The organism is Mesorhizobium sp. M8A.F.Ca.ET.208.01.1.1 (genome assembly GCF_004791315.1).
Classification (GTDB): domain Bacteria; phylum Pseudomonadota; class Alphaproteobacteria; order Rhizobiales; family Rhizobiaceae; genus Mesorhizobium.
The window spans coordinates 37180-62340 of the sequence record NZ_SRUT01000006.1; the positions used below are offsets into that span (position 1 = coordinate 37180).

Genomic DNA, 25161 nt, shown 5'->3' on the forward strand with positions numbered 1-25161 from the left:
CAATGAGACCGGACACCGCCATCGTACTTGCCGCGGGGCTTGGCAAGCGCATGCGGCCGATCACCGACACCATCCCCAAACCGCTGGTTCGGATCGCCGGCAAGACGCTGCTCGACTGGGGCCTCGACAGCCTGGCCGCGGCCGGCGTCGGCACGGCGGTGGTCAATGTCCATTACCTTCCCGAACAGATCATCGCCCATGTCGCCGCGCGCCGCGCGCCGCGCATCGTCATTTCCGATGAAAGCGACCGGCTGCTCGATTCCGCCGGCGGCATCGTCAAGGCGCTGCCGGAACTCGGCCAACAGCCGTTCTACATCCTCAACGCCGATACATTCTGGATCGACCACGGCCCGCTCAATCTCAGGCGGCTCGCCCTTGCATGGGACGCGGCGAAAATGGATATTCTGCTGATGCTGGCGGATCTCCATCAGGCGACAGGCCATTGTGGCAGCACCGATTTCCTGGTGGCGCCGGACGGCGCGCTGCGGCGTTCGAAAGGCGATCCTGCCGGCCTGATCTATGCCGGCGCCGCGATCATCCATCCGCGCCTGTTCAAGGACGCAACCGCCGAACCGCATTCGCTCAACGCCTATTTCGACAAGGCGATTGCCGGCGGCCGCCTGTTCGGCATGCCGATGCATGGTCGCTGGATAACCGTCGGCACGCCCGATGCCATTCCGCTCGCCGAAGACGCGGTGGCTGGCGCACTCATCGGATCGCAATGAGCGGCTCAAGCCGCGTTTTCTCCATTCCCTCCGGAGCGCCGTTTCTGCCGACGCTGGCCGAGGCGCTGCTTGCCGGCCGGCTTGTCCCCGGATTTCGTTTCGACGGCGATCCGCTCGCCCTGGCCGACGTCACCATCTATGTGCCGACGCGCCGTGCCGCACGTGCCTTGCGCGGCGTGTTCGTCGACAGCCTGAAGGCGCGTGGCGGCGGCGGTTCGGCGATCCTGCCGGTGATCCGTCCGCTCGGCGAATTCGACGAGGATGAAGCCTTGTTCGAGGCCGAGCCATCGGCGGCAATCGATCTGGCGCCGCCGATCGCCGCCACCGAACGGCTGTTGCTGCTGACGCCGCTGGTGCGGGCGTGGAAACGCCGGTTGCCCGCCCATGTCGCGGCGCTCTTCGCCGAGGAGATCGTTGTGCCTGCCTCCACCGCCGACGCGATCTGGCTGGCGCGCGATCTGACCGGACTGATGGACGAGATCGAGACGGAAGGCACCGACTGGGCCAAACTTGCCGGCCTGGTGAGCGGGAACCTTGCCGGATGGTGGCAGGTGACGCTCGAATTCCTCGGCATCGTCACCGATGCCTGGCCGAAATTCCTCGAAGAAAGCGACCGCTCCAACCCGGCAGCGCATCGCAGCGCCTTGATCCGCGCCGAGGCCGCGCGGCTGCGGCGCAATCCGCCCGCCGGGCCGGTCATAGCCGCGGGGTCCACCGGCTCCATCCCCGCCACGGCGGAGCTGCTTGCGACCATCGCCGGCCTCACCGGTGGCGCCATCGTGTTGCCCGGGCTCGACCAGTTACTGGACGAAGCCTCCTTCCAGGCGCTCGTGGCGCCAGGCGCGCGTCCAGCCGTGCTTGGCCATCCGCAATACGGCCTGGCGAAGCTGATCGGCAAGATTGGCGTGCTGCGCGGCGATGTCGAGGAGATCGGCGCGGCCGAGCCGAAGCTCGCGCTCCGCGCGGCCCTTGTCGGCGAGGCGTTGCGGCCGGCCGAGACCACCGAATTGTGGGCGGAGACGCGAAACGGGTTTTCAGCGTCCGATATTGCCGCCGCCTTCGCCGACGTGACGCTGCTCGAAGCGGCAAGCGAGCGCGACGAGGCCGTCGCGATCGCGGTCGCGCTCAAGCAGGCCGTGGAAGAACCCGGCCAAAGGGCCGCTCTCGTGACCGGCGACCGCGCGCTGGCGCGCCGCGTCAGTGTCGAGCTCAAGCGCTTCGGTGTCGTTGCGGACGATTCCGGCGGCACGCCGCTTTCCAACACGCCGGCGGCCAGCCTGCTCAGGCTGGCGCTCGAGGCCGTGTTCCGGCCGGGAGATCCGGTCGGCCTGTTGTCGCTGCTCAAGCATCCATTGCTCGGCCTCGGCCTGGAACGCGGCGATGTGCGCCACGCGGCGGAATTGGTCGAACTGGTGGCGCTGCGCGGCGGCACCGGCCGCCCCGACATTGCGTCGCTGCCGGACCTTTTCGAGGCCCGCCTCACCGGCCTTGGCGATGACAGCCGGCCGCCCTTCTGGTTTGCCCGGCTGACCGTGCGCTCCATCGAAGGCGCGCGGAATTTGCTTGAACGTCTCAAGCAAGCGCTGGCGCCGCTTTCAGCCTTTCGGGGCCAGGCGGAAGCCGGCCTTGCCGCGCTGGTCGAGACCAGCGTCGTTGCCCTGGAGAATCTCGGCAGTTCCGCCGATGGCGGCCTTGGCGAACTCTACGCCGGCGATGCCGGCGAAAAGCTCGCCGACCTTTTGCGCGGGCTGGTCGCGGCTTCGGCGCCGCTGTCGTTCGCGGCAATCGAATGGCCTGACGTGATGGAGGCGCTGATCGCGCCCGAGACCGTCAAGCCGGCGCAAGGCACCGACAGGAACATCGCCATCTGGGGCGCGCTGGAAGCCCGGCTGCAGCACGTCGACACACTGGTCATCGGTGGGCTCAACGAAGGGGTCTGGCCGCGCAAGCCGGAGAGCGACCGCTTCATGTCGCGGCTGATGAAGACCGGCATCGATCTCGAACCGCCAGAGCGGCGCATCGGCCTCGCCGCGCATGACTTCCAGATGGCCATGGGTGCCAGGAAGGTGCTGCTGGCGCGCTCGGCGCGCGCCGGCGACGCGCCCGCCGTGCCGTCGCGCTGGTTGCAGCGGCTGCTCACCTTCATCGGCAACGACCAGGCGACAGCGCTGCGCCGGCGCGGCGATGAATTGCTTGCCTGGGCACGCGCGCTCGACACAGGGCCGAAGCGGGATTTCGCGCCGCGGCCGCAGCCGAAACCGCCATTGCCGGTTCGCCCGGGCCATTTCTCGGTCACCGAGATCGAGACGCTGCGCCGCGACCCCTACGCCATCTACGCCCGAAGGATCCTCGGCCTGATGCCGCTCGATCCGCTCATCCGTGATCCGGGCGCGGCCGAGCGCGGCACGCTGTTTCACGCCATCCTGCATCTCTTCTCCTCCGAGGTGGCCGACCCGCGCGCGCCGGACGCGCTGGCCGGGCTCATCGCCGCCGGCCGCGCCTGTTTTGCCGAGGCGGCGCTTCCGGCCGATGTCGAGGCCGTGTGGTGGCCACGTTTCGAAAAGCTCGCCGCCAACATCATCGAATGGGAGCGCACGCGCGCCGATGCGGTGGTCCAGCGGCATGCCGAGGAGAGGGCTGGGAAAACCGTGGTCGGACAGTCCGGGGTGACGCTGTCCGGTTACGCCGACAGGGTCGATCTGCTGGCCGGCGGCATGGCCGACATTCTGGACTACAAGACGGGTTCCTCGCCTTCGAAGGCGCAGGCGCATACGCTGCTGGCGCCGCAACTGGCGCTGGAAGGCGCGCTGCTGAGGCGTGGCGCGTTCAAGGACCTGGGGGCACGCGAGCCGTCGCAACTGGCCTTCATCAGGCTGAAGCCGAATGGCGAGGTGTTCGAAGAGTCCATACTCGAACACAACCGCCAGCCACGCACCGCGGCCGATCTCGCCGAAGAGGCCTGGGCGCGGCTGGAAAAGCTGCTGATCCATTATGCCGACCCGGCGACCGGCTATCTGTCGCGCGCGCTGCCGTTTCGCGAAGGCGAAACCGACGGCGACTACGACCACCTCGCCCGCGTACTCGAATGGTCCGCCGGCGGAGACGCCGGGGACGAGGGCGGAGAGGCATGAAGAAAGCCTATCCGATCCCGACCGACACGGCTTCGAGCCAGGCCCGCGCCGCCGATCCCGGCAATTCCGCCTGGGTGTCGGCCAATGCGGGATCGGGCAAGACCCATGTGCTTGCCCAGCGCGTCATCCGGCTGCTGCTCAACGGCACCGACCCGTCGAAGATATTGTGCCTGACCTATACGCGCGCCGCGGCCGCCAACATGTCGAACCGGGTTTTTTCCACGCTGTCGGAGTGGACGACGCTTGGCGACGCGGAGCTGGCTTCCAAAGTCGGGGCGCTGGAGGGGCGCCGGCCCGATCGCGACACCATGCGCAGAGCCCGCCGCCTGTTCGCCGAGGCCCTGGAAACGCCTGGCGGGCTGAAGATCCAGACGATCCACGCCTTCTGCGAATCCGTGCTGCATCAATTCCCGCTCGAAGCCAACATCCCCGCCCATTTCGAGATGCTCGACAGCCAGATGGAGGCCTCGCTTTTTGCTGCCGCGCGCCGCGAGATGATCTCTGCCGCCGGCGACAGGAATTTAGCCGAGGCCTTCGCCACTGTCCTGGAACGTGGGGGGGAGGCCGGTCTCGACGCCCTGCTCGGCGAGATCGTGCGCAAGCGCGATGGGTTGCGCCATTTCCTCGATGCCGTCGGGCGCGACGGCTTCCAGCCCTTGTTCGATGAGTTCCATTTCCGCCCCGGCCAGACCGCCGAAGGCATAGCGGCGTCGATATGGCCGCTGCCCGGCTTCCTGCCGGACTATTTTGCCGGCTTTGTCCAGGCAGCCGAAGCCACCGACGCCAGATCGGTGCTGAACAACATCCTGCCCTATGCGCGCCAGGCTTTCGCCGAGGGCGATCCCGTTCGTCGGCTGCAACTCCTGGCAAGAGCCTTCCTCAAGACCGATGGCGATCCCTATGATCCGGCAAAGGCCTTCAAGAAGGCGCTGGCCGACCGGCTGCCGGACCTTGCCGAGCGCTATCTCTCGGCGGCCGGCGCCATCGTGGAGACCGTCGACCGGCTGGCGCTGTTCCGGATGCTGGAAGGCACACGTGCGGCGCTCACCATCGCCGACTGGCTGATCGCGCGCTACGAAGTGCTGAAGCGCAGCCGCGGCTTTCTCGACTTCAACGACCTGATCACCCGCACGGTGAACCTTCTGGCGCGGCCCGATGCCGGCCCATGGGTGCAGTACAAGCTCGACCAGGGTATCGACCACATCCTGCTCGACGAGGCGCAGGACACCAGCCCGGATCAATGGGAAGTGGTGAAGAGGCTGGCGGAAGAATTCTTTGCCGGCTTCGGTGCGCGCGATCGGGTGCACCGCACGGTCTTTGCCGTCGGCGACGAGAAACAGTCGATTTATTCCTTCCAGGGTGCCGCCCCGGACTCCTTCGCCGACAGCCGGCTGTTGTTCGCCGGGCGGGTGCGCGAGGCCGATGCATCCTTCGCCGACCTCAAGCTGACCTGGTCGTTCCGCTCCACGGACGATGTGCTGGCCGCCGTCGACCGCGTCTTTGCCGATCCGACCGTGCGGCGCGGCATCAGCCACGACCCCGATCCGCTGGACCACAAGGCGATCCGCACCGATGCGCCGGGCTATGTCGAGGTGTGGCCGTCGATCGGCGCCGAGGCCGTCGACGAGCCCGACGACTGGACGCAAGCGATCGACCATGCCCATGCGCCGGCGGTGCGCGTCGCCGAGCATGTCGCGGCCACCATTGCCGGGTGGATCGGCATGGGCGAAATCATCGAGGGCCGTGGCAAGCGGCTGCGGCCGGGCGACGTGCTGGTGCTGGTGCGCAAGCGCGACAGCTTCGTCCACGCGCTGACCCGCGCGCTCAAGCGTCGCGACATTCCGGTCGCCGGCGCCGACCGGCTGAGCTTGCCCGGCCATATCGCGGTCAAGGATCTGATCGCGCTCGGCCATCTGCTGATCCAGCCGCAGGATGACCTGTCGCTCGCCGCCGTCCTGCGCAGCCCGATCTTCGACCTGCCGGAGGAGAGGCTGTTCACGCTCGCCGCGCAGAGGCCGGCCGGCGTGTCGCTGGCGGCATCGCTGCGCCAGCAAGCCGGCGACGACGAAGCCCTCGCAAAGGTCGTCGCTCAGCTTGACCTCTGGGCTGATGAGGCCGCCTTCAAGCCGGTGTTCGAGTTCTATGCCGGCCTGCTGGCGCGCGATGGCGTGCGCCGCAAGATGGTCGCCCGGCTCGGGCCGGAAGCCGGCGATATTCTCGATGAGTTCCTGAGCTTCTGCCTTGCGGACGAGCGGACCGGCCTGCCCGGGCTGGAAGCCTTCCTGTCGACGCTGGAAAACGCCGGCCCCGAGATCAAGCGCGAGATGGATCAGACCCGCGACGAGGTCCGGGTCATGACCGTGCACGCCGCCAAGGGCCTGGAGGCGCCGGTGGTGTTCCTGGTCGACGGCGGTTCCGCTCCCTTCAGCGACCAGCATTTGCCGCGCCTGATGCCTTTCGAGGGATCGGGCAGGCATTGGGACGGCAAGGGCTATCTCTGGCGTTCGGCCAGCGACGTCGCCAACGGCTTTTCGAAAACGGCGGCTGCTCGCGCCCGCGAACTCGCCGACGATGAATACCGCCGGCTGCTCTATGTCGGCATGACGCGCGCGGAGGACCGGCTGATCGTCTGCGGCTATCACGGCAAGCGGGCGCCGAACACCGGAACCTGGCATTCGATCGTCAGCCGCGCGCTGATCGGTGCGCCGGAAAGCGAACAGCGTCCGCACCCCGCCGGCGGCGAGCCGGTGCATCGTTTCCATGTCACCAACTTGCCGCCGGTCGCGCCAGGCGTCAGTGAACAGGCGCGGCAAGCCGATGCTTTCGGCCCGTTGCCGGCGACCCTGTTCCGGCCCTTGCCGCCTTTCGAGGACCTGCCGCGACCGTTGTCGCCATCGGGCGCCTCGGCGCTGATCGAGGAAGGCAAGGAAGCGGTTGTCGACAAGGCCTCGCCGGTGCTGGACGCCGATGCCGAGCCGGGTTTTGCGGTGATGCGCGGGCTCGCTTTGCACAAACTGCTGCAGATGCTGCCCGGCATTGCCGAGAGCGGCCGCCAAAGCGCGGCGGAGCGTTACCTCTCGCGAACGGGTGCGGGGTGGCCGCAAGCCGAGCGCGAAAGGGCCCTGGCATCGGTCATGGCCATCCTTGCCGACCCCGGCCTCGGTCAACTGTTCGCGCCGTCATCACGTGCGGAGGTCGCGATCATGGGCAGCCTGGAGGTCAAGGGCAAAATCCGCTCCATCTCCGGCAAGATCGACCGGCTGGCGGTGACGCCGGATACGGTCTCGATCGTCGACTACAAGACCAACAGGCCCGCACCCGCCTCCCTGGCCGAAGTCCCGCCGGCCTATCTGCTTCAGCTCGCGCTCTATCGCGCCCTGCTGCAGCCGCTTTATCCCGGGCGGGAAATCAAGGCGGCCCTGCTGTTCACCGAAACGCCTAGGCTGATCGAGCTCCCGGCCCGGGCCATGGACGACGCCCTTGCCCGACTCACGGGAGCGTGACACAAGAACTGCTTGAAGAAGGGCGCGGCAACCACCACATTTGGTGCGACGAAAAATTTCGAAAGGATTTCCGCATGACCACCGTCAAGGTCGACAAGAACAATTTCCAGGCCGATGTGCTCAATGCCCAGGTACCGGTCGTGGTTGATTTCTGGGCGGAGTGGTGCGGCCCCTGCAAGATGATCGCACCGGCGCTTGAGGACATCGCCACCGAACTCGGCGCCAAGGTCAAGATCGCCAAGCTCAACATCGACGAGAATCCCGAGCTTGCCGCCCAGTTTGGCGTGCGCTCGATCCCGACGCTGATGATCTTCAAGGGCGGCGAAGTGGCCGACATCAAGGTTGGCGCCGCGCCCAAGACCGCGCTGTCGCACTGGGTCAATGGCAATCTCGCCTGATACCATTTGAATTCGAAGCATTGAGCCCGGCCATCGCGCCGGGCTTTTTGTTGGCGCCATCGGTGCGCCGCTCTGGCACTCACATCGGCGCCCTCCATGTCTTCTGTTGGCGGCAGAAGCAGGAGAGAGAAATGACCGGATCCGCCAAGGCCACAGTCTTCATCGACAATGAGCGCGTCATCGTCACCGAATACCGCTTCCAGCCGGGCGACAACACTGGCTGGCATCGCCACGGCCACGACTATGTCGTGGTGCCGCTGATGGACGGCAAGCTGAAGCTGGTGACCAAGGACGGTGAAACCTTCGCCGATATGAAGAAAGGTTCCCCCTATTTCCGCAAGGAGGGCGTCGAACACGACGTCATCAGCGCCAATGACGGCGAGTACGCTTTTATCGAGATCGAGCTGAAATAGGGCCATTCGCTCGCCGATAGTTACACCGGGAAATTCATCGACTGATCGGCACGATGTGCTGGCATGCCATCCCCTGCCATCTTGATGGCAGGTGCTGATCGGTCTATATCTCTTTCCAAACGGGAGTTTGACATGGCCGAACCACAGCTCTCAGTCCGCAGCGCAAAAGCACGCGACCTGGCTCACAGACTGGCTCGTCGCGAAAATCGTTCGATAGCCGATGTGGTCGAACGTGCGCTTGAATCATACGAAATCCGTGAAGCGGGCCGCGAACCCGCATCAACCTTCTATGCCAGCCTGATCGCGAGCGCCGGCGTCGACATCGATCTGGAGGAAGTTATTCACGAAGCTCGCCAGGTTCATTCAGGGCTTGAGCTTTGATTTTCGTCGATACCAACGTGATTTCGGAGTCCTTCAAGAAGGCGCCGAACCCGGCCGTGCTGGCGTGGCTCGTCCGCAACGACGCCGAACTGGCCCTTCCCACGGTGACGATTGCGGAAATCGCCTTTGGCATTCAAAAGATACGGCCCGATGAGCGAGCCGATCGGCTGGAGCAGGGACTTTCACGATGGCGCCATCGATTTGCCGACCGGATTTTTGGGCTGACGGAAGAAGCTGCCTTGGCTTATGGCGAGATCATGGGGTTCGCCACGCGCCAAGGCCGCGGCATGTCAGCTCCCGGTGGCATGATCGCGGCAATAGCGCGGGTGAATGGTGGTCGACTGGCAACGCGCAATCTCAATGACTTTAGTGCCACCAGCCTTGACCTAATCTCGCCGTGGGACTTCTGAACCGCCCTCGGATCTTTCGGTCAAAAGCGAGATAGCAGAATTCCGCCGCAGGCGTCTAAAGATGCAAGGCGTCGAAACTGTAGCCGCCCTCAGGTCGGCGGCGTGCCGTTTTCAGCCAGCACCGCACCGGCCAGATAGAGGGACCCGCCAATCAGGATGCGTGGCGGCGGGCCGTCCCAGGTGTCGCGCAGCAGCATGAGCGCGCTGGCGACGGAGCTTACCGGTTCGGCCGTCAGTCCGGCTTCCGTGGCGCGGACCGCCAGTTCGTCGTTCGGCACGCCGGCATCGCTCTGGCTCACTGGCACCGTGTAGACATGCCTGACCAAGCCCTTGAAGGCGCGGAAATAGCCGCTCTGGTCCTTGGTGTTGATCATGCCCGAAATGAGGAACAGCGGGCGCGGGTTCTTTTCTTCCTGCTCGGCCAGCGCTTCGGCGACGACCACGCCGGCGCCCGGATTGTGGCCGCCATCGAGCCAGATGTCGGCGCCCTTCGGCGCCAGTTCCGCCAGCCTGCCCTGCCCCAGCTTCTGCATGCGGCCGGGCCAGGCGACACTGGTCATCGCCTTCTCGGCGGCGCGGTGGCTGATCTCGAAGCCGGCGGCCTTGACCGCGGCGATCGCGGCGGCGGCATTGGCGAACTGGTGGCGACCGGGCAGGCGCGGCGACGGCAGGTCCATCAAGCCATCATCGTCCTGGTAGACCATGCGGCCGTTTTCCTCGAAAGCGAGAAAATCCTGGCCATAGACGAGGGTCGGGCATTCCAGCCGCTCGGCGGTGTCGATCAGCACCTGCAGCGCCGTCTCGCTTTCCTGGGCGCCGATGACCACGGGACAGCCGCGTTTCATGATGCCGGCCTTTTCGGCGGCGATCAGCTCCACACGGTCGCCGAGATAGGCCTCGTGGTCCATCGACACCGGCATGATCACCGACACGGCCGGCCGCGCGATGACGTTGGTGGCGTCGAAGCGGCCGCCAAGACCGACCTCGATGATGGCGGCATCGGCCGGATGTTCCGAGAACAGGATGAAGGTGACGGCGGTGAGGATTTCGAAGACGGTGATCTTCTGGCCTGCATTGGCCTTGGCGACTCGGGCGATGGCCTCGGCGAAGATGTCATCGTCGACCAGCCTGCCGCCGCCCTCGGCGGCCAGCCTGTAGCGCTCGTGCCAGCTGACCAGATGCGGCGAAGTGTGGACGTGGACGAGGCGGCCGGAAGCTTCCAGCAGCGCCCGCGAGAAGGCGGCGCAGGAGCCCTTGCCGTTGGTGCCGGCAATGTGGATGACCGGCGGCAGCAAATCCTGCGGATTGTCCAGCCGCTCCAGCAGCCGCGTGATGCGATCGAGCGAAAGGTCGAAGCCTTTCGGGTGAAGCGCCATCAGGGCTTCGATTTCGCGGTCGGCGGCAAGCGTCGTCATGGCACAATCCCGGCGCATGGCCCGAGAGCCAGAATCGCTCCCGCAATGACCACGGCTATCAAAAGGCTACAGCGCGTCATGGGCGGCGCGCAATCGCTGTTCGCGGCGGCCAATGTCGCGCCAGGCCGGGCTCACCTCCGGCCATCGTAGCGTCAAGCCTGTGGCCGGGCTTCGGCGGCAAGCACGGCCGGCGGCAGGATTTCCGGTTCCAGCGGCTTTTGCTCTTCCGGCATCTTGAGCAGCATCTTGAGCAGACGCGCGATCGTCTGGCGCATCTCCAGCCGGGACACCACCATGTCGACCATGCCATGCTCCATCAGATATTCGGCGCGCTGGAAGCCGTCCGGCAATTTCTCGCGGATGGTCTGCTCGATGACACGCGGCCCGGCAAAGCCGATCAGCGCGCCGGGCTCGGCAATGTGCACGTCGCCCAACATGGCGTAGGAGGCGGTGACGCCGCCGGTGGTCGGATTGGTCAGCACGACGATATAAGGGAGGCCGGCTTCCTTCAGCCGGTCGACGCCGACCGTGGTGCGCGGCAATTGCATGAGGGACAAAATACCTTCCTGCATGCGGGCGCCGCCGGAAGCGGCGAACAGGATCAGCGGCCGCTTGCGTTGCAAGGCGACCTCGAAGCCATGTACGATGGCATCGCCAGCCGCCATGCCGAGCGAGCCGCCCATGAAGGCGAAATCCTGCACCGTCACCACCACCGGCAGGCCCTCGACGGTCCCCAGCGCATTGATGATGGCGTCTTCCAGGCCGGTCTTGGCCTTGGCGTCCTTCAGCCGGTCGACATAGCGCTTCTCGTCGCGGAATTTCAGCGGATCCTGCATGACCTTGGGGTTGTCCAGGGTCTCGTACTTGCCGTCATCGAAGAAGAATTTCAGCCGCTCCTTGGCCGAGATCTTCATGTGATGGCCGGAGGACGGGATGACGAACTGGTTGGATTCCAGATCCTTGTGGAACACCATCTCGCCGGTCTCGGGATCCTTGATCCAGAGATTCTCGGGCATGTCGGTACGCCGGCCGAGCATCGAGTTGATCTTCGGGCGAACGTAATTGGTGATCCAGTTCATCGCTTCGGCTCCTGTCCTGACGAAGAGTTGGGTAAAGACGTAGGAAAACTATTCGGCAGCAGCAAGGCGGGCCGAGCGCACGCCTTGCGCCAGGCCGCTGACCAGCGTGGCGACGGCCTCGGCCGGATCGGCGGTCTTTTCGCCCTTCGGCCCCAGCACATTGGCGACCGCGTTGACGATCGCCGTGCCGACGACGACGCCGTCGGCGTTGGCGCCGATGACGCGCGCCTGTTCGGCGGTCTTGACGCCGAAGCCAACGCAGACAGGCAGGTCGGTGTGACCCTTGATGCGCTTGACCGCCGACGCCACCTTGCCGGTGTCGGCGAGTGCCGCACCGGTGATGCCGGTCATCGAGACGTAGTAGACGAAGCCGGACGTGTTCTGCAGCACCTTGGGCAGGCGCTTGTCGTCGGTGGTCGGCGTCGCCAGCCGGATGAAGTTGATGCCGGCCTTCAGCGCCGGAATGCACAGCTCCTCATCCATCTCCGGCGGCAGGTCTACGACGATGAGCCCATCGATGCCGCTCGCCTTGGCGTCGACGAGGAAGCGGTCGACGCCGTAGATGTAGATCGGGTTGTAATAGCCCATCAGCACGATAGGCGTTTCGTCATCGCCAGCGCGAAAGTCGGACGCCAATTTCAGCGTCTTCACCAACGTCTGGCCGCCCTTCAGCGCGCGCAGGCCGGCGGCCTGAATCGCCGGGCCGTCGGCCATCGGGTCGGAGAACGGCATCCCCATCTCGATCACGTCGGCACCCGCCTTGGGCAGCGCCTTCATGATCGACAGCGAGGTTTCATAGTCGGGGTCGCCACCCATGAAATAGGTGACGAGCGCCGGGCGGTCTTCGTTCCTGAGCTTCGCCATGCGGCGGTCGATGCGAGTGGTCATGTCTGGCCCTTTGGACGAATTTTGCTCATAATCAACTCCCAAATCGAAACTGTCCAAAGGGCCTAGATCTCCATGCCCAGCATCGAGGCCACCGTGTGCACGTCCTTGTCGCCACGGCCGGACAGGTTGACGATCACGATCTGGTCCTTGTCCATGGCGGGTACGATCTTGACCGCATGGGCGATGGCGTGCGCCGATTCCAGCGCCGGGATGATGCCTTCGACGCGCGTCGTCAGCTTGAAGGCTTCGAGCGCCTCGTCGTCGAGGATCGGCACGTATTCGACACGGCCGGAATCGCGCAGCCAGGAATGCTCCGGACCGACGCCGGGATAATCGAGGCCGGCCGAGATCGAATGGCCGTCCATGATCTGGCCGTCGGCGTTCTGCAGGAGATAGGTGCGGTTGCCGTGCAGCACGCCTGGAGAGCCGGCGTTCATCGAGGCACAATGCTCGATGCCGTCGAGGCCGCGCCCGCCGGCCTCGATGCCGATGATGCGGACTTGCCTGTCATCGAGGAAGGGATGGAACATGCCGATGGCATTGGAACCACCGCCGACTGCGGCGATGATGGTGTCGGGCAGCCGTCCCTCCTGTTCGAGGATCTGCGCGCGTGCCTCGGTGCCGATCACCGACTGGAAGTCGCGCACCAGTTCCGGATAGGGATGCGGGCCGGCGGCGGTACCGATCAAATAATAGGTGTCCTCGACATTGGTCACCCAATCGCGGAGGGCTTCGTTCATGGCGTCCTTCAGCGTGCCGTGGCCCGCGGTCACCGGCCGCACTTCGGCGCCAAGCAGCTTCATGCGGAAAACGTTGGGGCTCTGCCGGGCAACGTCGGTCGCACCCATATAGACGACGCAGGGAAAGCCGAAGCGGGCGGCGACGGTCGCGGACGCCACGCCATGCTGGCCGGCACCTGTCTCGGCGATGATGCGCTTCTTGCCCATGCGCTTGGCCAGCAGGATCTGGCCGAGGCAATTGTTGATCTTGTGCGAGCCGGTGTGGTTCAAATCCTCGCGCTTGAAATAGACTTTCGCGCCGCCAAGATGCTTCGTCAGGCCTTCAGCGAAATACAGCTTTGACGGCCGCCCGGCATAGTGGGTGGACAGATCGGTCAGCTCGGCCCTGAAATCCGGATCGTTCTTGACCTCGTTCCAGTTTTTCTCCAGGTCGAGGATGAGGGGCATCAGCGTTTCGGCAACGAAACGGCCGCCGAAAATGCCGAACATGCCCTGCTCGTCGGGTCCAGTACGGAAGGAATTGGGTGTCGCCGGCTTGTTCATCGCCGATCTCCTAGATCTGTACTTTGAGCATGTCCCTGTCGGAAAACCGGGTTCCCGCTTTTCCGGGACATGCTCAGGGTTCGAAATTTGTTCAGGCGGCGCGGTCGTCGCGCGCGGCCCTGACGGCCCGGAAAAACTGTTCGATCAGCGCCGGATCCTTGACGCCCGGCGCGCTCTCCACGCCCGAGGAAATGTCTATTGCGGGCGGGTTTGCAAGCCGAAGGGCGTCGCCGATGTTGGCGGCGTTGAGCCCACCGGAAAGCATGTAATCGATCCCGGCGTCAAGGCCGGCAAGGATGCGCCAGTCGAAGGCGACGCCATTGCCGCCCGGCAGCTCGGAGCCCTTTGGCGGCTTGGCGTCGAACAGGAAGCGGTCCGCGATGCCGACGAACGGCTTTATCCGTTCGAGATCGGCAGCATCGCCGAGCGGCAACGCCTTCATCACCGGCAGGCCATGGAGGGCTTTCAGTTCGGCCACTCGCTCGGGGGTTTCGGAGCCGTGCAATTGCAGAATGTCGGGCTGCATCTTTTCCACGATTTCATCGAGGAAGGGGTCATTGGCGCCGACGGTGACGGCAACCGCCAGGGCCTTGCCGCGCGCCGCTTGGCGCAGACGGCCAGCTTCGGCCGGTTCGACGTAGCGCGGGCTTTTGGCGAAGAAAATGAACCCGACATGGCTGGCGCCGCCGGCCAGCGCCGCGCCTATTGCCTGGTCGGTCTTCAAGCCGCAGATCTTGATGTCGAGCGCCATGGCGCGGGAATTGACATGAAAAGCGCCAAGAGTCGAGAAAAAGCATGCTGTTTGCCGGCAAGGCCAAAGGCGCTACCTATGGAAGGACAGCATGCAAGGCGGGAGCACAGCCATGGCCGACCAGACCGTTGCCGAACTGAAGCAGAAGATCGCGCAGGCGCGCGAGGTGATCGCGCATCTCATGGACAAGGCCGCCTTCAACGGCGCCGAAGCGCATCGGGCGCTGGATTATTTCGGCGGCGATGCCTTCGACCGGAATTTTCTGCCCTGGCCGCATACCGACGAAGGACTGCGCCCGGAGGAGCTCAATGCGGCGAACGATGATTGAGTGCGTGGCCGGTAGCTGAAACGCCGCCGTCCGCTATCCCTATTCGAAAACGATCGCCTGCAGGGCGCCGCCGTTGCGCTTCAGCCAATCCTTGCAGCGGTCCGTGTCGGGGCAGAGCTTTTCGCACAATTTCCAGAATTTCGGGCCGTGGTTCATCTCCTTGAGATGCGCCACTTCATGCGCGACGAGGTAGTTTATCACAGGCTGCGGCGCCATCATGATGCGCCAGGAGAAGGACAGATTGCCTTCGGAGGTGCAGGAGCCCCAGCGGCTGGAGGTGTCCTTGTAGCGGATCGCCTTGGCGCGCTTGCCGAGCGCCTCCGTATGCTTGACCACCAGCTTCTCGATATCCTTCTTGGCCTCGCGCTTCAAAAAATCGGCGATGCGGCGCGGCAGATGGATGCGCTCGCCATGCACGATCAGCAGCGGGCCGCGCTCGTCGCGCGATATGGTGACGGTGCCGCGCTTTGACGGTTCGTGGACAATGCGATGCGGCACGCCGCGCACCGGGATCTTGATACCTGGTCTTACTTGAGGACGAGCCGGCACCTTGGCCAGACGCTGCTCCAGCCAGTCCTGGTGGCGGTCGAGGAACCTGTCGACCTCGCCGCGCCGCAGGCCTGGCGGCACGGTGATGCGCAGGCCCTGGCCGCCGGAATCGATGCGCAGCGTCAGGCGCTTTGCCCTGGCGCTCTCGACGATCTTGAGCGGCAGCGTACGCCCGGCGACACAGTATTCCCGTTCCACGGCAGGCGTGGGCTTGGGCTTCGTCAGATTGCGGAAGAACCCGATGGTCATGGCGGGACGATACGCGATTCGAGGAAAACGAATAGAACAAAAAAGAAACGGCGCCGCTCGCGCGACGCCGTCATCATACCTTGGCCCTGTCGCTGGGCCTCAGTCGTCGAGCAGGTTCGAGCCTTTGCCACGCTTGGTGGGCGTCGTTCCGGTGCTCGGGTCGGTCTTCGCCGGAGCCGTCGATTTGTTGCGGTTGGCCATGAACCGGTCGAACTCGTCCTGATCCTTGGCGCGGCGCAATTCGCGAGCGTACTCGTCGAACTGGGTCAGCATCTCGTCGAGCTTGCGGCGCTCTTCGTTCAGACGCTCAAGCTCCTTTTCGCGCCAGTCATCGAAAGCGACGTTGCCGGTGCGGGCGGAGCCATTGCCCCAGCGCGCGGCCTTGTCGGACCCACGGCGGCAGCCGGCGAAGATGCCGTCGGTCGCACGGTTGACGTCACGCTTGAAGCCCTCGAGCCGGTCGCCCCAGATGATGTAGGCGAGCATGGCGAAGCCGAGCGGCCAGAACACCATGAAGCCGATCACCATCAACGCGATGGTCGCCGGCGTCCAGGCCGGGCGGATCAATGCAGATGTGTTCATTTTCTCCCATTCCTTCGGTTGGAGACAGCCAGAACCGGCTGCGTGGAATCGAAATGGGAAGGAGAAAACCGCGATTCAAGACAATGTTCGCCAAAACCGGACAAGCTTCTGAAATGATTATCGCTTTTTGAGCGCATCGAGGAAAAGCACGACCAGCCCGGCGATCAGGCCCCAGAATGCGGCGCCGACACCGAACAGTGTCAGCCCGGAGGCGGTGACGACGAAGGTGACGGTGGCGGCCATGCGGTCGCCTTCGTCCTTCAGCGCGATCGCCAGCGCGTTGGCCAGCGACGCCATCAGCGCAAGACCCGCCACCAGCACGATCAGGCTCTGCGGCAGGACGGCGAAGATCGCTACCAGCGAGGCGCCGAAGATCGCGAAGATCAGATAGGCAAGCGCATAGAACGGCCCGGTCTTCCAGCGCTCGGCGGGGTCGGGATGAACGTCCGGCCCGGTGCAGATCGCCGCCGAAATCGCCGCCAGATTGGTGGTCGAACCGCCGAACGGCGCCGACAGCAGCGAAAACAGGCCGGTGACGCCGATCAGCGGGCCCGGCTCGGGGTGGTAGCCGGCGGCGCGCAGCACGGCGAGCCCGGAGAGATTCTGCGAAGCCATGGTGACGAGATAGAGCGGCAGCGCCAGCCCAATCATCGCCTTGGCGGTGAAATCAGGTGTAATCAGTGTCAGAGTCGACAGCTCGGGTGTCGGCAGCCCGCCGACACGGCCGGTGAGGAACGCGGCGAGACCGCCGCCGACCAGCACCGCCAGTACCGACAGTGCCGGATTGAACAGCCGGATGACAAAGAACGCCGCGATCAGCGGCAGGATGAGCCAAGGGTCCGCCGGAATGGCTTTCATGGCATTGATGGCGAAAGTGACGACGATGCCGGCCAGCATGCCTGAGGCGACCGAAGCCGGTATTCTCGATATCAGCCGGGTCAGCGGCCCAAACAGGCCGGTCGCGACCAACAGCACGCCCGTGACGATATAGGCGCCGACGGCCTCGCCCATCGAAAAGCCGCTCGAGGCGGCGACCAGTGCCAGGCCCGGCGTCGACCAGGCAGTGATGACAGGCATTTTCGTGCGCCATGACAGCAACAGGCACTCGACCGTCATGGCCAGGCAGATCGCCGTCACACCGCTCGCCGTCTCGACCTGCGTCGCGCCGACCGCCTTGGCGGCGGCTATGACGATGGCCAGCGTGCCGCCGAAACCGACGATTGCCGCGACAAAAGCGGAGATCGGGATGGAAAGGCGCATCGTTACTTGCCTCGTCCGGCGATGTCGCCGACCGCCCGCACCAGCATGTCGAGATCCTGCGGGCGCGACAGGCGATGGTCGCCGTCGGGGATCAGCGACAGCGTGACATCGTCGGCCGGCAGCAGGGCGGCGAGCTTCAACGCGTGGCTCGATGGCACGTCCGCATCGGCCAGCCCCTGCAGGATGTGAACCGGGCAATGCGTGTCGATCGGCCCGGTCATCATCCGGTTTTCGCGCCCGTCGTCGATCAGCGCGCGCGTGTAGACGTAAGGCTCGGCGGAATAGTCCGACGGCTCCGCGAAGAACCCCTTTTCGGCGAGGTCGCGTTTCTGCGCCTCGGTCAGCACCGGCTCGATCAGGTCGCTGGTGAAATCGGGTGCCGGCGCCAGCAACACCAGGCCGACGACGCTTGCATCGCCCGCCTTGCGCAACTCCTGCACCATGCGCAGCGCGATCCAGGCACCCATCGACGAGCCGACCAGGACCTGATCGCCCTTGGCGAAATGCCGGAAAACCGCAAGGCTTTGCGCAAGCCATTTCGAGATCGTACCGTCGGCGAAGGCGCCGCCGGATTCGCCATGGCCCGAATAGTCGTGGCGCAGGAAGGCCCGGCCTTCCCGTGCCGCCCAGTCCGACAGCGTCTCGGCCTTCGTGCCCAGCATGTCCGACTTGTAGCCGCCGAGCCAGACGATGCCGGGCGTCGAGCCACCCGCATGGCGCACGGCGATATCGGATCCATCAACATCAAGAAAGGTCGGAGCGGAGGTCATGGCTGTGGGGCGGTCCCGGTTTTTTTCACGCGTCGCTTTTGGCACGGCCAAAGGCAAGACGGAAAGTGCTCGCGATGTTTCTTTGCTTGGCACAGGCTCGTGATCAGGTGATTTCTTGAGAACGCTGTGCTATTGACTTGCGCCGCGCGCTTCCCACATTGGCGCGTCCGCACACAGATTCATGCGAACCCTGAACGAAACGGCCAAGGAGACCACGACCATTCGCAGACCTTTCAAAGCAGCGGCGCCGACCAAGGATGGGCCGCGCTCCAACCGTGACATCCGGGTTCCCCGGGTCCAGCTTATCGACGCCGAAGGCCAGAACCGCGGCGATGTTTCCATCAACGACGCATTGCTGCTCGCCGAAGAGGCCGGGCTCGATCTGGTCGAAATATCGCCCAACGCGGTGCCCCCCGTCGTAAAAATCCTCGATCTCGGCAAATTGAAATACGCCAACCAGAAGAAGGCGGCCGAGGCGCGCAAGAACCAGAAGGTCATCGAGATCAAGGAGATCAAGATGCGCCCGAACATCGACAGCCATGACTACGAGACCAAGATGAAGGCGGTTCGCCGCTTCTTCGAGGAAGGCGACAAGGTCAAGCTGACGCTGCGCTTCCGCGGCCGCGAGATGGCGCATATGGAACTCGGCATGCAGCTTCTGAACAAGGTGCGCGAGGAAGTGGCGACCATCGCCAAGGTGGAAGCCGAGCCGAAGCTCGAAGGTCGCCAGATGATGATGGTGCTGGCGCCGCGCTAAGCAGACTCCGCTCGCTTCGCAACGCGTCGTCTGCATAGTTTCCATGGTTGTCGCGGATTCTCACCGCAAAACCGTGGACACTTTTGCGGAACCCGCTTGGATCACGATGACGTCAGGCCTCGTCATCGCGCCAAAATCCGCCTGAATTGTGCTACAGAGGCGTCCCGGCGATCGGCGGGACGCCATTCCTGGCTAGAGCTGCGATCGCCGGCCAGGCTCCTCGACGATCGGATCCCAATCTTGGACACAGAATACAAACACGGGCTGGGCAACTACCAGCAGATGCGCCGGCTGGTGCTTGCCGTGCTCGTGGTGGTGCTGTTTCTGGCATTGCTTTTCGGCCAGTCGACCTTCCCGCCGGACACGCCGGTCCATGAATCGATCGAGATGTTCGGCGTGCTCTTGATTTTCCTCGGCATCGTCGGGCGCCTGTGGGCGACGCTCTATATAGGCGGACGCAAGTCGTCCGAGGTGGTGACCGGCGGCCCCTACTCGATCACCCGTAATCCGCTCTACGTGTTCTCGACCGTCGCCGCCGCCGGCGTCGGCGCGCAGATCGGCTCGTTCTCCGGCATCATCCTTTTCGCGGTTCTGTGCGCCGGTGCCTTCCATATCGTCATCCTGCGCGAGGAGAAATTCCTCAAGGAGGCGCTCGGCGCACCCTATGCGGACTATCTGGCGCGCGTGCCGCGCTTCTTCCCCAAGCTTTCGCTCTACCAGGAAGGCGACACCGGCAGCTTCAAGCCGCGCCTGCTTTTGACCACACTGCTCGACGGGCTGGTGTTTCTCATTGCGCTGCCGGCTTTCGAACTGATCGACGGCGCGCAACTGTCGGGCGTGCTGCCGGTGTGGTTCAGGCTGCCCTGAGAGGGGACAGTGCGTCGCACGGCCTGAGGTGTTGCGCCCGCGCCATCTTTGATCTATAGCACCGCCGTTCCAAGAAAACCGCCCGGCAGGGCATGCCGTGGCGGTTTCATTTGCTTTTCGGGCTTTGGTCGGCCTGGAGCGAACAAGAAGCGCGATCGTGCGCCAACAATACGGAGTAGCAAAATGCCCAAGATGAAGACCAAATCGGCCGCCAAGAAGCGGTTCAAGATCACAGGTACGGGTAAAGTGCTGTCGGCTGCGGCCGGCAAGCGTCACGGCATGATCAAGCGTTCCAACAAGTTCATTCGAAATGCCCGCGGCACGATGGTTCTGGCTGAACCGGATGGCAAGAAGGTCATCAAGAATTTTCTTCCGAACGGCCTTTAAGTTTTAAGGAGATCATGACATGGCACGCGTAAAAAGAGGCGTCACCTCGCACGCCAAGCACAAGAAGGTCCTGAAAGCCGCCAAGGGTTTTTACGGCCGTCGCAAGAACACCATCCGCATCGCCAAGCAGGCGGTGGAAAAGTCCCTGCAGTACGCTTATCGCGACCGCAAGAACCGCAAGCGCTCGTTCCGCGCGCTGTGGATCCAGCGCATCAACGCCGCGACCCACGAGCACGGCCTGACCTATGGCCGTTTCATCGACGGTTTGAACAAGGCCGGCATCGAGATCGATCGCAAGATCCTGTCCGACATGGCCATCCACGAGCCGCAGGCTTTCGCCGCCCTGGTCGCCAAGGCCAAGGTCGCGCTCGAATACCTGAAGAACACCACGCCGAACGCTTTTGAAAGCGCTGTCGCCTAGAGCATGATGCCAAAAAGTTTCTGACTTTTTGGACAACATCATGCTCCAGGGAAATTAGCGAGGAGCGCGATCTTTTCCGAAAAGTCTGCAACTTTTCGGGATCGGGCTCCGAGCCCAGCGCTTCCCAAGCATTCGCAATTCTGATTTGGGGAACCCGCGCTGGCACGGCTGGCGCGGGTTCTTTTGTCTCTGATGCCTGAACTTTCAACTTAGAAGTGACTTTCACTTTAAAGCTGACTTCCAACGTAGCGAGTTTGACCGTGAACGACGCAACTACCGGCTTGGATACGCTCGAAAATTCCCTGATGGCTGAGATCGCGTCGGCCGCCGATGAGCCGGCCATCGAGGCCGTGCGCATCGCTGCCTTCGGCAAGAAGGGCACCGTGTCCGAGATGCTGAAAACCCTTGGCGCCATGACCGCCGAGGAGCGCCAAGTCAAGGGCCCCGCCATCAACGGCCTCAAGAACCGCGTCACCGAGGCGCTGACGGCCCGCAAGGCTGATCTGAAGGATGTGGCGATCGCCGCCCGGCTGGCCGCCGAAAAGGTCGACGTGACGCTGCCGGTGCGGCAGTCGCCGGCCGAGCGCGGCCGCATCCATCCGATCAGCCAGGTCATCGACGAGATCGCGGCGATCTTCGGCGATCTCGGCTTCGCCATCGCCGAAGGTCCCGACATCGAGACCGACTACTATAATTTCACCGCGCTGAATTTCCCGGAGGGCCATCCGGCGCGTGAGATGCACGACACCTTCTTCTTCCAGCCGGACGAGAAGGGCGAACGCAAGCTGTTGCGCACCCACACCTCGCCAGTGCAGATCCGCACCATGGAGAAGCAGAAGCCGCCGATCCGCATCGTCATTCCCGGCAAGACCTACCGCCAGGATTCCGACGCCACCCATTCGCCGATGTTCCATCAGGTCGAGGGGCTGGTGATCGACAAGTCGGCCAACGTCGCCAACATGAAGTGGGTGCTGGAAGAGTTCTGCAAGGCCTTCTTTGAAGTGCCGCAAGTCAAGATGCGCTTCCGGCCGTCCTTCTTCCCGTTCACCGAACCGAGCCTCGAGGTCGACATCCAGTGCGACCGCTCAAGGCCAGGCGAGGTGCGCTTCGGCGAAGGCTCCGACTGGATGGAGATTCTCGGCTGCGGCATGGTGCATCCCAATGTGCTCAGGGCCGGCGGGCTCGACCCCGACGAATACCAGGGCTTTGCCTGGGGCATGGGCATCGACCGCATCGCCATGCTGAAATACGGCATGCCGGACCTGCGCGCCTTCTTCGACGCGGATGTGCGCTGGCTGTCGCATTACGGCTTCCGGCCGCTGGACATGCCGACGCTGTTCGGAGGCTTGAGCGCGTGACACCCCTGAAGACTCCTGCCGCCAGCCATTACGGAACAGCCCAATGAAATTCACCCTCTCCTGGCTCAAGGATCACCTTGAAACCGACGCCACGCTGGCCGAGATCGTCGAGCGGCTGACCTCGATCGGCCTCGAGGTCGAGCATGTCAACGACAAGGCAGGCCTGAAACCCTTCGTCATTGCCAAGGTGCTGACGGCAGTGCAGCATCCCGACGCCGACCGGCTGCGGGTGCTGACCGTCGATACCGGTGACGGCAAGCCGCCGGTGCAGGTCGTCTGTGGCGCGCCCAACGCTCGCGCCGGCCTGATCGGCGCCTTCGCCGCGCCCGGCACCTATGTGCCCGGCATCGACGTCACTTTGGCGGTCGGCAAGATCAGGGGCGTCGAAAGCCACGGCATGATGTGTTCCGAGCGCGAGCTGGAACTGTCCGACGAACATAATGGCATTATCGACCTGCCCGAGGATGCGCCGGTCGGCACCAGCTTTGCGTCCTATGCCCATCTCGACGATCCGGTCATCGAGATCAATCTGACCCCGAACCGGCCCGATGCCACCAGCGTCTTTGGCATCGCCCGGGATTTGGCGGCGAGCGGCCTCGGCCGCCTCGTCGGCGGCGCGATCATGCCGCATGTCGGCAGCGGCATGTGCCCGGTGAAGGTGACGATCGAGGCGCCGGAGCTTTGCCCGGGCTTCGCGCTCAGGCTGGTCAAGGGCGTCAAGAACGGGCCGTCGCCGAAATGGCTGCAGCAGCGGCTGATCGCCATCGGGCTGAGGCCGATCAGCGCGCTGGTCGACATTACCAATTACGTCACCTTCGACCGCGGCCGACCGCTGCACGTCTTCGACGCCGCCAAGGTCGCCGGCAATCTGGTCGTGCGCCGCGCCAGGGATGGCGAAAAGGTGCAGGCGCTCGATGGGCGCGAGTACACGCTGACGCCGGAAATGTGCGTGATCGCCGACGATAATGGCGTCGAATCCATTGCCGGCATCATGGGCGGCGAGCATTCCGGCTGTGACGAGACCACGACGGACGTGCTGATCGAATCCGCTCTGTGGGACCCGATCACCACGGCCCGCACCGGGCGCACGCTCGGCATCATCACCGATGCGCGCTACCGGTTCGAGCGCGGCGTCGATCCTGAATTCATGGTTCCGGGCATCGAACTGGCCACCAAGCTGGTGATCGACTTCTGCGGCGGCACACCGACGGAGACCGAGGTGGCCGGCTATGCCGGGCATCAGCCGAAGATCGTTTCCCTTCCGCTGTCGGAAGTGAAGCGGCTGACCGGCATCGAAGTGCCAAAGGCGGAGAGCCTCGACATCCTGTCGCGTCTCGGCTTCCACGCGCAGGGATCGGGCGACGTCGTCGACGTGACCGTGCCTTCCTGGCGTCCCGATGTCGACGGCAAGGCCGATCTGGTCGAGGAGGTCATGCGCATCCATGGCGTCGACAACATCGCGCCGCAGCCGCTCGGCGCGCATGACGTGGTCAACGGCAAGATCCTGACGACACTGCAGATCCGCACCCGTGCCGCCAAGCGTTCGCTTGCCGTGCGCGGCATGATGGAGGCCGTCACCTGGTCGTTCATTCCGGCCAAACACGCCGAACTGTTCGGCGGCGGCCAGACGGCGCTGAAACTCGCCAACCCGATCGCCGCCGACATGTCCGACATGCGGCCCTCGCTGCTGCCGGGGCTGATTTCGGCTGCGCAGCGCAATGCCGACAAGGGCATCGGCGACGTGGCGCTGTTCGAGGTCTCGGGCACCTATGAGGGCGATGGCGCCGACCAGCAGCGGCGCGTCGCCGCCGGCGTGCGCCGCGGCACGGCCAAGCTCGACGGCTCCGGCCGCAACTGGGCCGGCAATTCCGGTCCGGTCGGGGTGTTCGACGCCAAGGCCGACGCGGTCGCCGCACTCGAAGCCTGCGGCGCGCCGGTCGAACGGCTGCAGATCGAGGCCGGCGGACCGGCCTGGTATCATCCCGGCCGTTCCGGCACGATCAAGCTCGGTCCGAAGACCGTGCTCGGCACGTTCGGTGAGTTCCATCCGAAGACGCTGGAAGGGCTCGACGTCTCCGGGCCGCTATGCGGCTTCGAAGTGTTCGTCGACGCCGTGCCCGAGCCGAAGGTAAAGCCGACCAAGACCAAGCCGAAGCTGGAACTCTCCGCCTTCCAGGCGGTGAAGCGCGATTTTGCTTTCGTCGTGGACAAGGCGGTCGAGGCGGGCACGCTTGTTCGCGCCGCACTGGCCGCCGACAAGAAGCTGATCACCGGCGTCTCGGTCTTCGATATTTTCGAGGGTGGGTCGCTCGGAGCCGACAAAAAATCGATTGCCGTCGAAGTGTCTATCCAGCCGGTCGAGAAGACACTGACCGACGAGGATTTCGAGGCGCTGGCCAAGCGCATCGTCGAGAATGTCGGCAAGCAAACGGGTGGCGTGCTGCGGGGATAAAGGATTGCGGGTAGATGGCGAATCGCCCTCCAAAGGGTGATGAACCATCTGCGTCATTCCGGGCTCCCGTTTGAGAAACAACGAAGTGCGTTTCTCGGCATCGTCGAGGCTGATCCGCTGCTTGTCGAAACGCTGGCACGAGTGCGCGCGTTTGCCTTGCCGGATTGGCTGGTGGTTTCCGGCGCGCTCTACAACAGCGTCTGGAACCAGCTGACCGGCAAGTCGTCGGGCTACGGCATCAGGGATGTCGACCTCTTCTATTTCGACGACTCCGACCTGTCCTATGAGGCAGAGGACGCGGTGATCCGCCGGGCGGCTCGGTATTTCGAGGGACTGCCGCTGCCGGTCGAAGTGCGCAACCAGGCCCGCGTGCATCTGTGGTATCCGCGGAAGTTCGGACAGCCCTGCCCGCGTTATACGAGTTCCAGTGAGTCCGTCAGCTATTTCGCCTCGAAGACACATGCGGTCGGGGTGCGCTACGGCGCCGATGGGCAATTGGAGCTGGTGGCGCCGTTCGGACTCGACGATCTCTTCTCGTTTCGCATCACGCCGAACCGGGTGATGGACAACCAGCGGACGCATGAAGTGAAGGGTGCGCGGGCAAAGGAGAACTGGCCGGAGATTACGGTGGTGCCTTGGTAGGGCGCTGGCGCAAGGCGCCCCCCCTCTGGCCTGCCGGCCATCTCCCCCACTTGGGGGGAGATCGGCAGCTTGGCGGTCTCGCCCTCTTTCGACGTCGGCGATTGGCGAAGGCCGAAATGACATCCAATCTCCCCCTGGTGGGGGAGATGTCCCGGAGGACAG

24 protein-coding genes are annotated in these 25161 nt (G+C 64.5%); 15 read left to right on the forward strand and 9 right to left on the reverse strand.

The window, feature by feature from the left end:
• Positions 1-2 precede the first annotated feature (2 nt).
• The 7 genes from EN851_RS24135 to EN851_RS24165 all read left to right on the forward strand — a co-directional run bounded on the left by EN851_RS24135 (position 3) and on the right by EN851_RS24165 (position 8961).
• Positions 3-725, forward strand: a complete 723-nt coding sequence (locus tag EN851_RS24135; RefSeq protein ID WP_189521935.1) for a nucleotidyltransferase family protein — start codon at positions 3-5, stop codon at positions 723-725.
• A complete protein-coding gene (addB, locus tag EN851_RS24140; RefSeq protein WP_135862510.1) occupies positions 722-3856 on the forward strand; it encodes a double-strand break repair protein AddB in 3135 nt (1044 codons plus the stop codon). Before EN851_RS24135 ends, addB begins: the two co-directional genes overlap by 4 nt.
• On the forward strand, positions 3853-7359 hold the full coding sequence (gene addA / locus EN851_RS24145; protein ID WP_135930126.1) for a double-strand break repair helicase AddA: 3507 nt from the start codon (positions 3853-3855) through the stop codon (positions 7357-7359). Before addB ends, addA begins: the two co-directional genes overlap by 4 nt.
• Positions 7360-7433: 74 nt before the next feature.
• Positions 7434-7757 carry a thioredoxin gene (gene trxA / locus EN851_RS24150; RefSeq protein ID WP_015314366.1) on the forward strand — a complete coding sequence of 108 codons (324 nt, stop codon included), beginning with the start codon at positions 7434-7436 and terminating at the stop codon, positions 7755-7757.
• 131 nt (positions 7758-7888) lie between these two features.
• The gene (locus EN851_RS24155; RefSeq protein ID WP_127280590.1) at positions 7889-8170 is read left to right on the forward strand and encodes a cupin domain-containing protein; all 282 of its coding nucleotides are present in this window, start codon (positions 7889-7891) and stop codon (positions 8168-8170) included.
• A 132-nt stretch (positions 8171-8302) separates the two neighbouring features.
• A complete protein-coding gene (locus EN851_RS24160) occupies positions 8303-8551 on the forward strand; it encodes a plasmid stabilization protein (protein ID WP_127280589.1) in 249 nt (82 codons plus the stop codon).
• Positions 8548-8961 (forward strand): type II toxin-antitoxin system VapC family toxin, encoded by a 414-nt coding sequence (locus tag EN851_RS24165; RefSeq protein ID WP_127280588.1) that lies wholly within the window; start codon positions 8548-8550, stop codon positions 8959-8961. Before EN851_RS24160 ends, EN851_RS24165 begins: the two co-directional genes overlap by 4 nt.
• A gap of 89 nt (positions 8962-9050) precedes the next feature.
• Here the strand turns inward: EN851_RS24165 and EN851_RS24170 are convergent, their stop codons facing one another.
• From EN851_RS24170 to EN851_RS24190, 5 genes are all read right to left on the reverse strand, one after another.
• Positions 9051-10376: a folylpolyglutamate synthase/dihydrofolate synthase family protein gene (locus tag EN851_RS24170; protein WP_135862515.1), complete on the reverse strand. Its 1326-nt coding sequence runs from the start codon at positions 10374-10376 to the stop codon at positions 9051-9053.
• A 152-nt stretch (positions 10377-10528) separates the two neighbouring features.
• Positions 10529-11455 (reverse strand): acetyl-CoA carboxylase, carboxyltransferase subunit beta, encoded by a 927-nt coding sequence (gene accD / locus EN851_RS24175; RefSeq protein WP_135882764.1) that lies wholly within the window; start codon positions 11453-11455, stop codon positions 10529-10531.
• A 48-nt stretch (positions 11456-11503) separates the two neighbouring features.
• Positions 11504-12343 carry a tryptophan synthase subunit alpha gene (gene trpA, locus EN851_RS24180; protein ID WP_127279847.1) on the reverse strand — a complete coding sequence of 280 codons (840 nt, stop codon included), beginning with the start codon at positions 12341-12343 and terminating at the stop codon, positions 11504-11506.
• 62 nt (positions 12344-12405) lie between these two features.
• Complete coding sequence (gene trpB / locus EN851_RS24185) at positions 12406-13626, reverse strand: tryptophan synthase subunit beta (protein WP_127279846.1); 1221 nt, start codon at positions 13624-13626, stop codon at positions 12406-12408.
• Positions 13627-13717: 91 nt separating this feature from the next.
• Entirely contained in the window at positions 13718-14377 is a 660-nt protein-coding gene (locus EN851_RS24190; protein ID WP_127873327.1) for a phosphoribosylanthranilate isomerase, read from the reverse strand.
• Positions 14378-14489: 112 nt separating this feature from the next.
• Between EN851_RS24190 and EN851_RS24195 the strand changes: the two genes are divergently transcribed.
• Positions 14490-14705, forward strand: a complete 216-nt coding sequence (locus EN851_RS24195; RefSeq protein WP_127873326.1) for a hypothetical protein — start codon at positions 14490-14492, stop codon at positions 14703-14705.
• Between the two features lie 39 nt (positions 14706-14744).
• On the opposite strand, the gene EN851_RS24200 is transcribed toward EN851_RS24195, so the two are convergent.
• The 4 genes from EN851_RS24200 to EN851_RS24215 all read right to left on the reverse strand — a co-directional run bounded on the left by EN851_RS24200 (position 14745) and on the right by EN851_RS24215 (position 18115).
• A complete protein-coding gene (locus EN851_RS24200) occupies positions 14745-15503 on the reverse strand; it encodes a M48 family metallopeptidase (RefSeq protein ID WP_135930127.1) in 759 nt (252 codons plus the stop codon).
• A gap of 99 nt (positions 15504-15602) precedes the next feature.
• A complete protein-coding gene (locus tag EN851_RS24205; protein WP_127873324.1) occupies positions 15603-16085 on the reverse strand; it encodes a DUF2852 domain-containing protein in 483 nt (160 codons plus the stop codon).
• Between the two features lie 117 nt (positions 16086-16202).
• Positions 16203-17345: a benzoate/H(+) symporter BenE family transporter gene (locus tag EN851_RS24210; protein ID WP_127873323.1), complete on the reverse strand. Its 1143-nt coding sequence runs from the start codon at positions 17343-17345 to the stop codon at positions 16203-16205.
• Between the two features lie 2 nt (positions 17346-17347).
• Entirely contained in the window at positions 17348-18115 is a 768-nt protein-coding gene (locus EN851_RS24215; protein ID WP_127873322.1) for an alpha/beta hydrolase, read from the reverse strand.
• Between the two features lie 220 nt (positions 18116-18335).
• On the opposite strand from EN851_RS24215, the gene infC reads away from it, so the two are divergent.
• The 7 genes from infC to EN851_RS24250 all read left to right on the forward strand — a co-directional run bounded on the left by infC (position 18336) and on the right by EN851_RS24250 (position 24999).
• On the forward strand, positions 18336-18872 hold the full coding sequence (infC, locus tag EN851_RS24220; protein WP_010912915.1) for a translation initiation factor IF-3: 537 nt from the start codon (positions 18336-18338) through the stop codon (positions 18870-18872).
• Positions 18873-19112: 240 nt separating this feature from the next.
• Positions 19113-19739, forward strand: a complete 627-nt coding sequence (locus EN851_RS24225; protein WP_127873321.1) for an isoprenylcysteine carboxylmethyltransferase family protein — start codon at positions 19113-19115, stop codon at positions 19737-19739.
• Between the two features lie 183 nt (positions 19740-19922).
• The gene (gene rpmI / locus EN851_RS24230) at positions 19923-20126 is read left to right on the forward strand and encodes a 50S ribosomal protein L35 (RefSeq protein ID WP_006201248.1); all 204 of its coding nucleotides are present in this window, start codon (positions 19923-19925) and stop codon (positions 20124-20126) included.
• A 19-nt stretch (positions 20127-20145) separates the two neighbouring features.
• On the forward strand, positions 20146-20547 hold the full coding sequence (gene rplT, locus EN851_RS24235; RefSeq protein ID WP_006201247.1) for a 50S ribosomal protein L20: 402 nt from the start codon (positions 20146-20148) through the stop codon (positions 20545-20547).
• Between the two features lie 305 nt (positions 20548-20852).
• Positions 20853-21905 carry a phenylalanine--tRNA ligase subunit alpha gene (gene pheS, locus EN851_RS24240; RefSeq protein WP_245511840.1) on the forward strand — a complete coding sequence of 351 codons (1053 nt, stop codon included), beginning with the start codon at positions 20853-20855 and terminating at the stop codon, positions 21903-21905.
• A gap of 43 nt (positions 21906-21948) precedes the next feature.
• Positions 21949-24357, forward strand: coding sequence for a phenylalanine--tRNA ligase subunit beta (gene pheT, locus EN851_RS24245; protein ID WP_127873319.1), 2409 nt, complete (start codon positions 21949-21951; stop codon positions 24355-24357).
• Positions 24358-24396: 39 nt separating this feature from the next.
• The gene (locus tag EN851_RS24250) at positions 24397-24999 is read left to right on the forward strand and encodes a nucleotidyltransferase family protein (protein WP_127873318.1); all 603 of its coding nucleotides are present in this window, start codon (positions 24397-24399) and stop codon (positions 24997-24999) included.
• Positions 25000-25161: the final 162 nt, after the last annotated feature.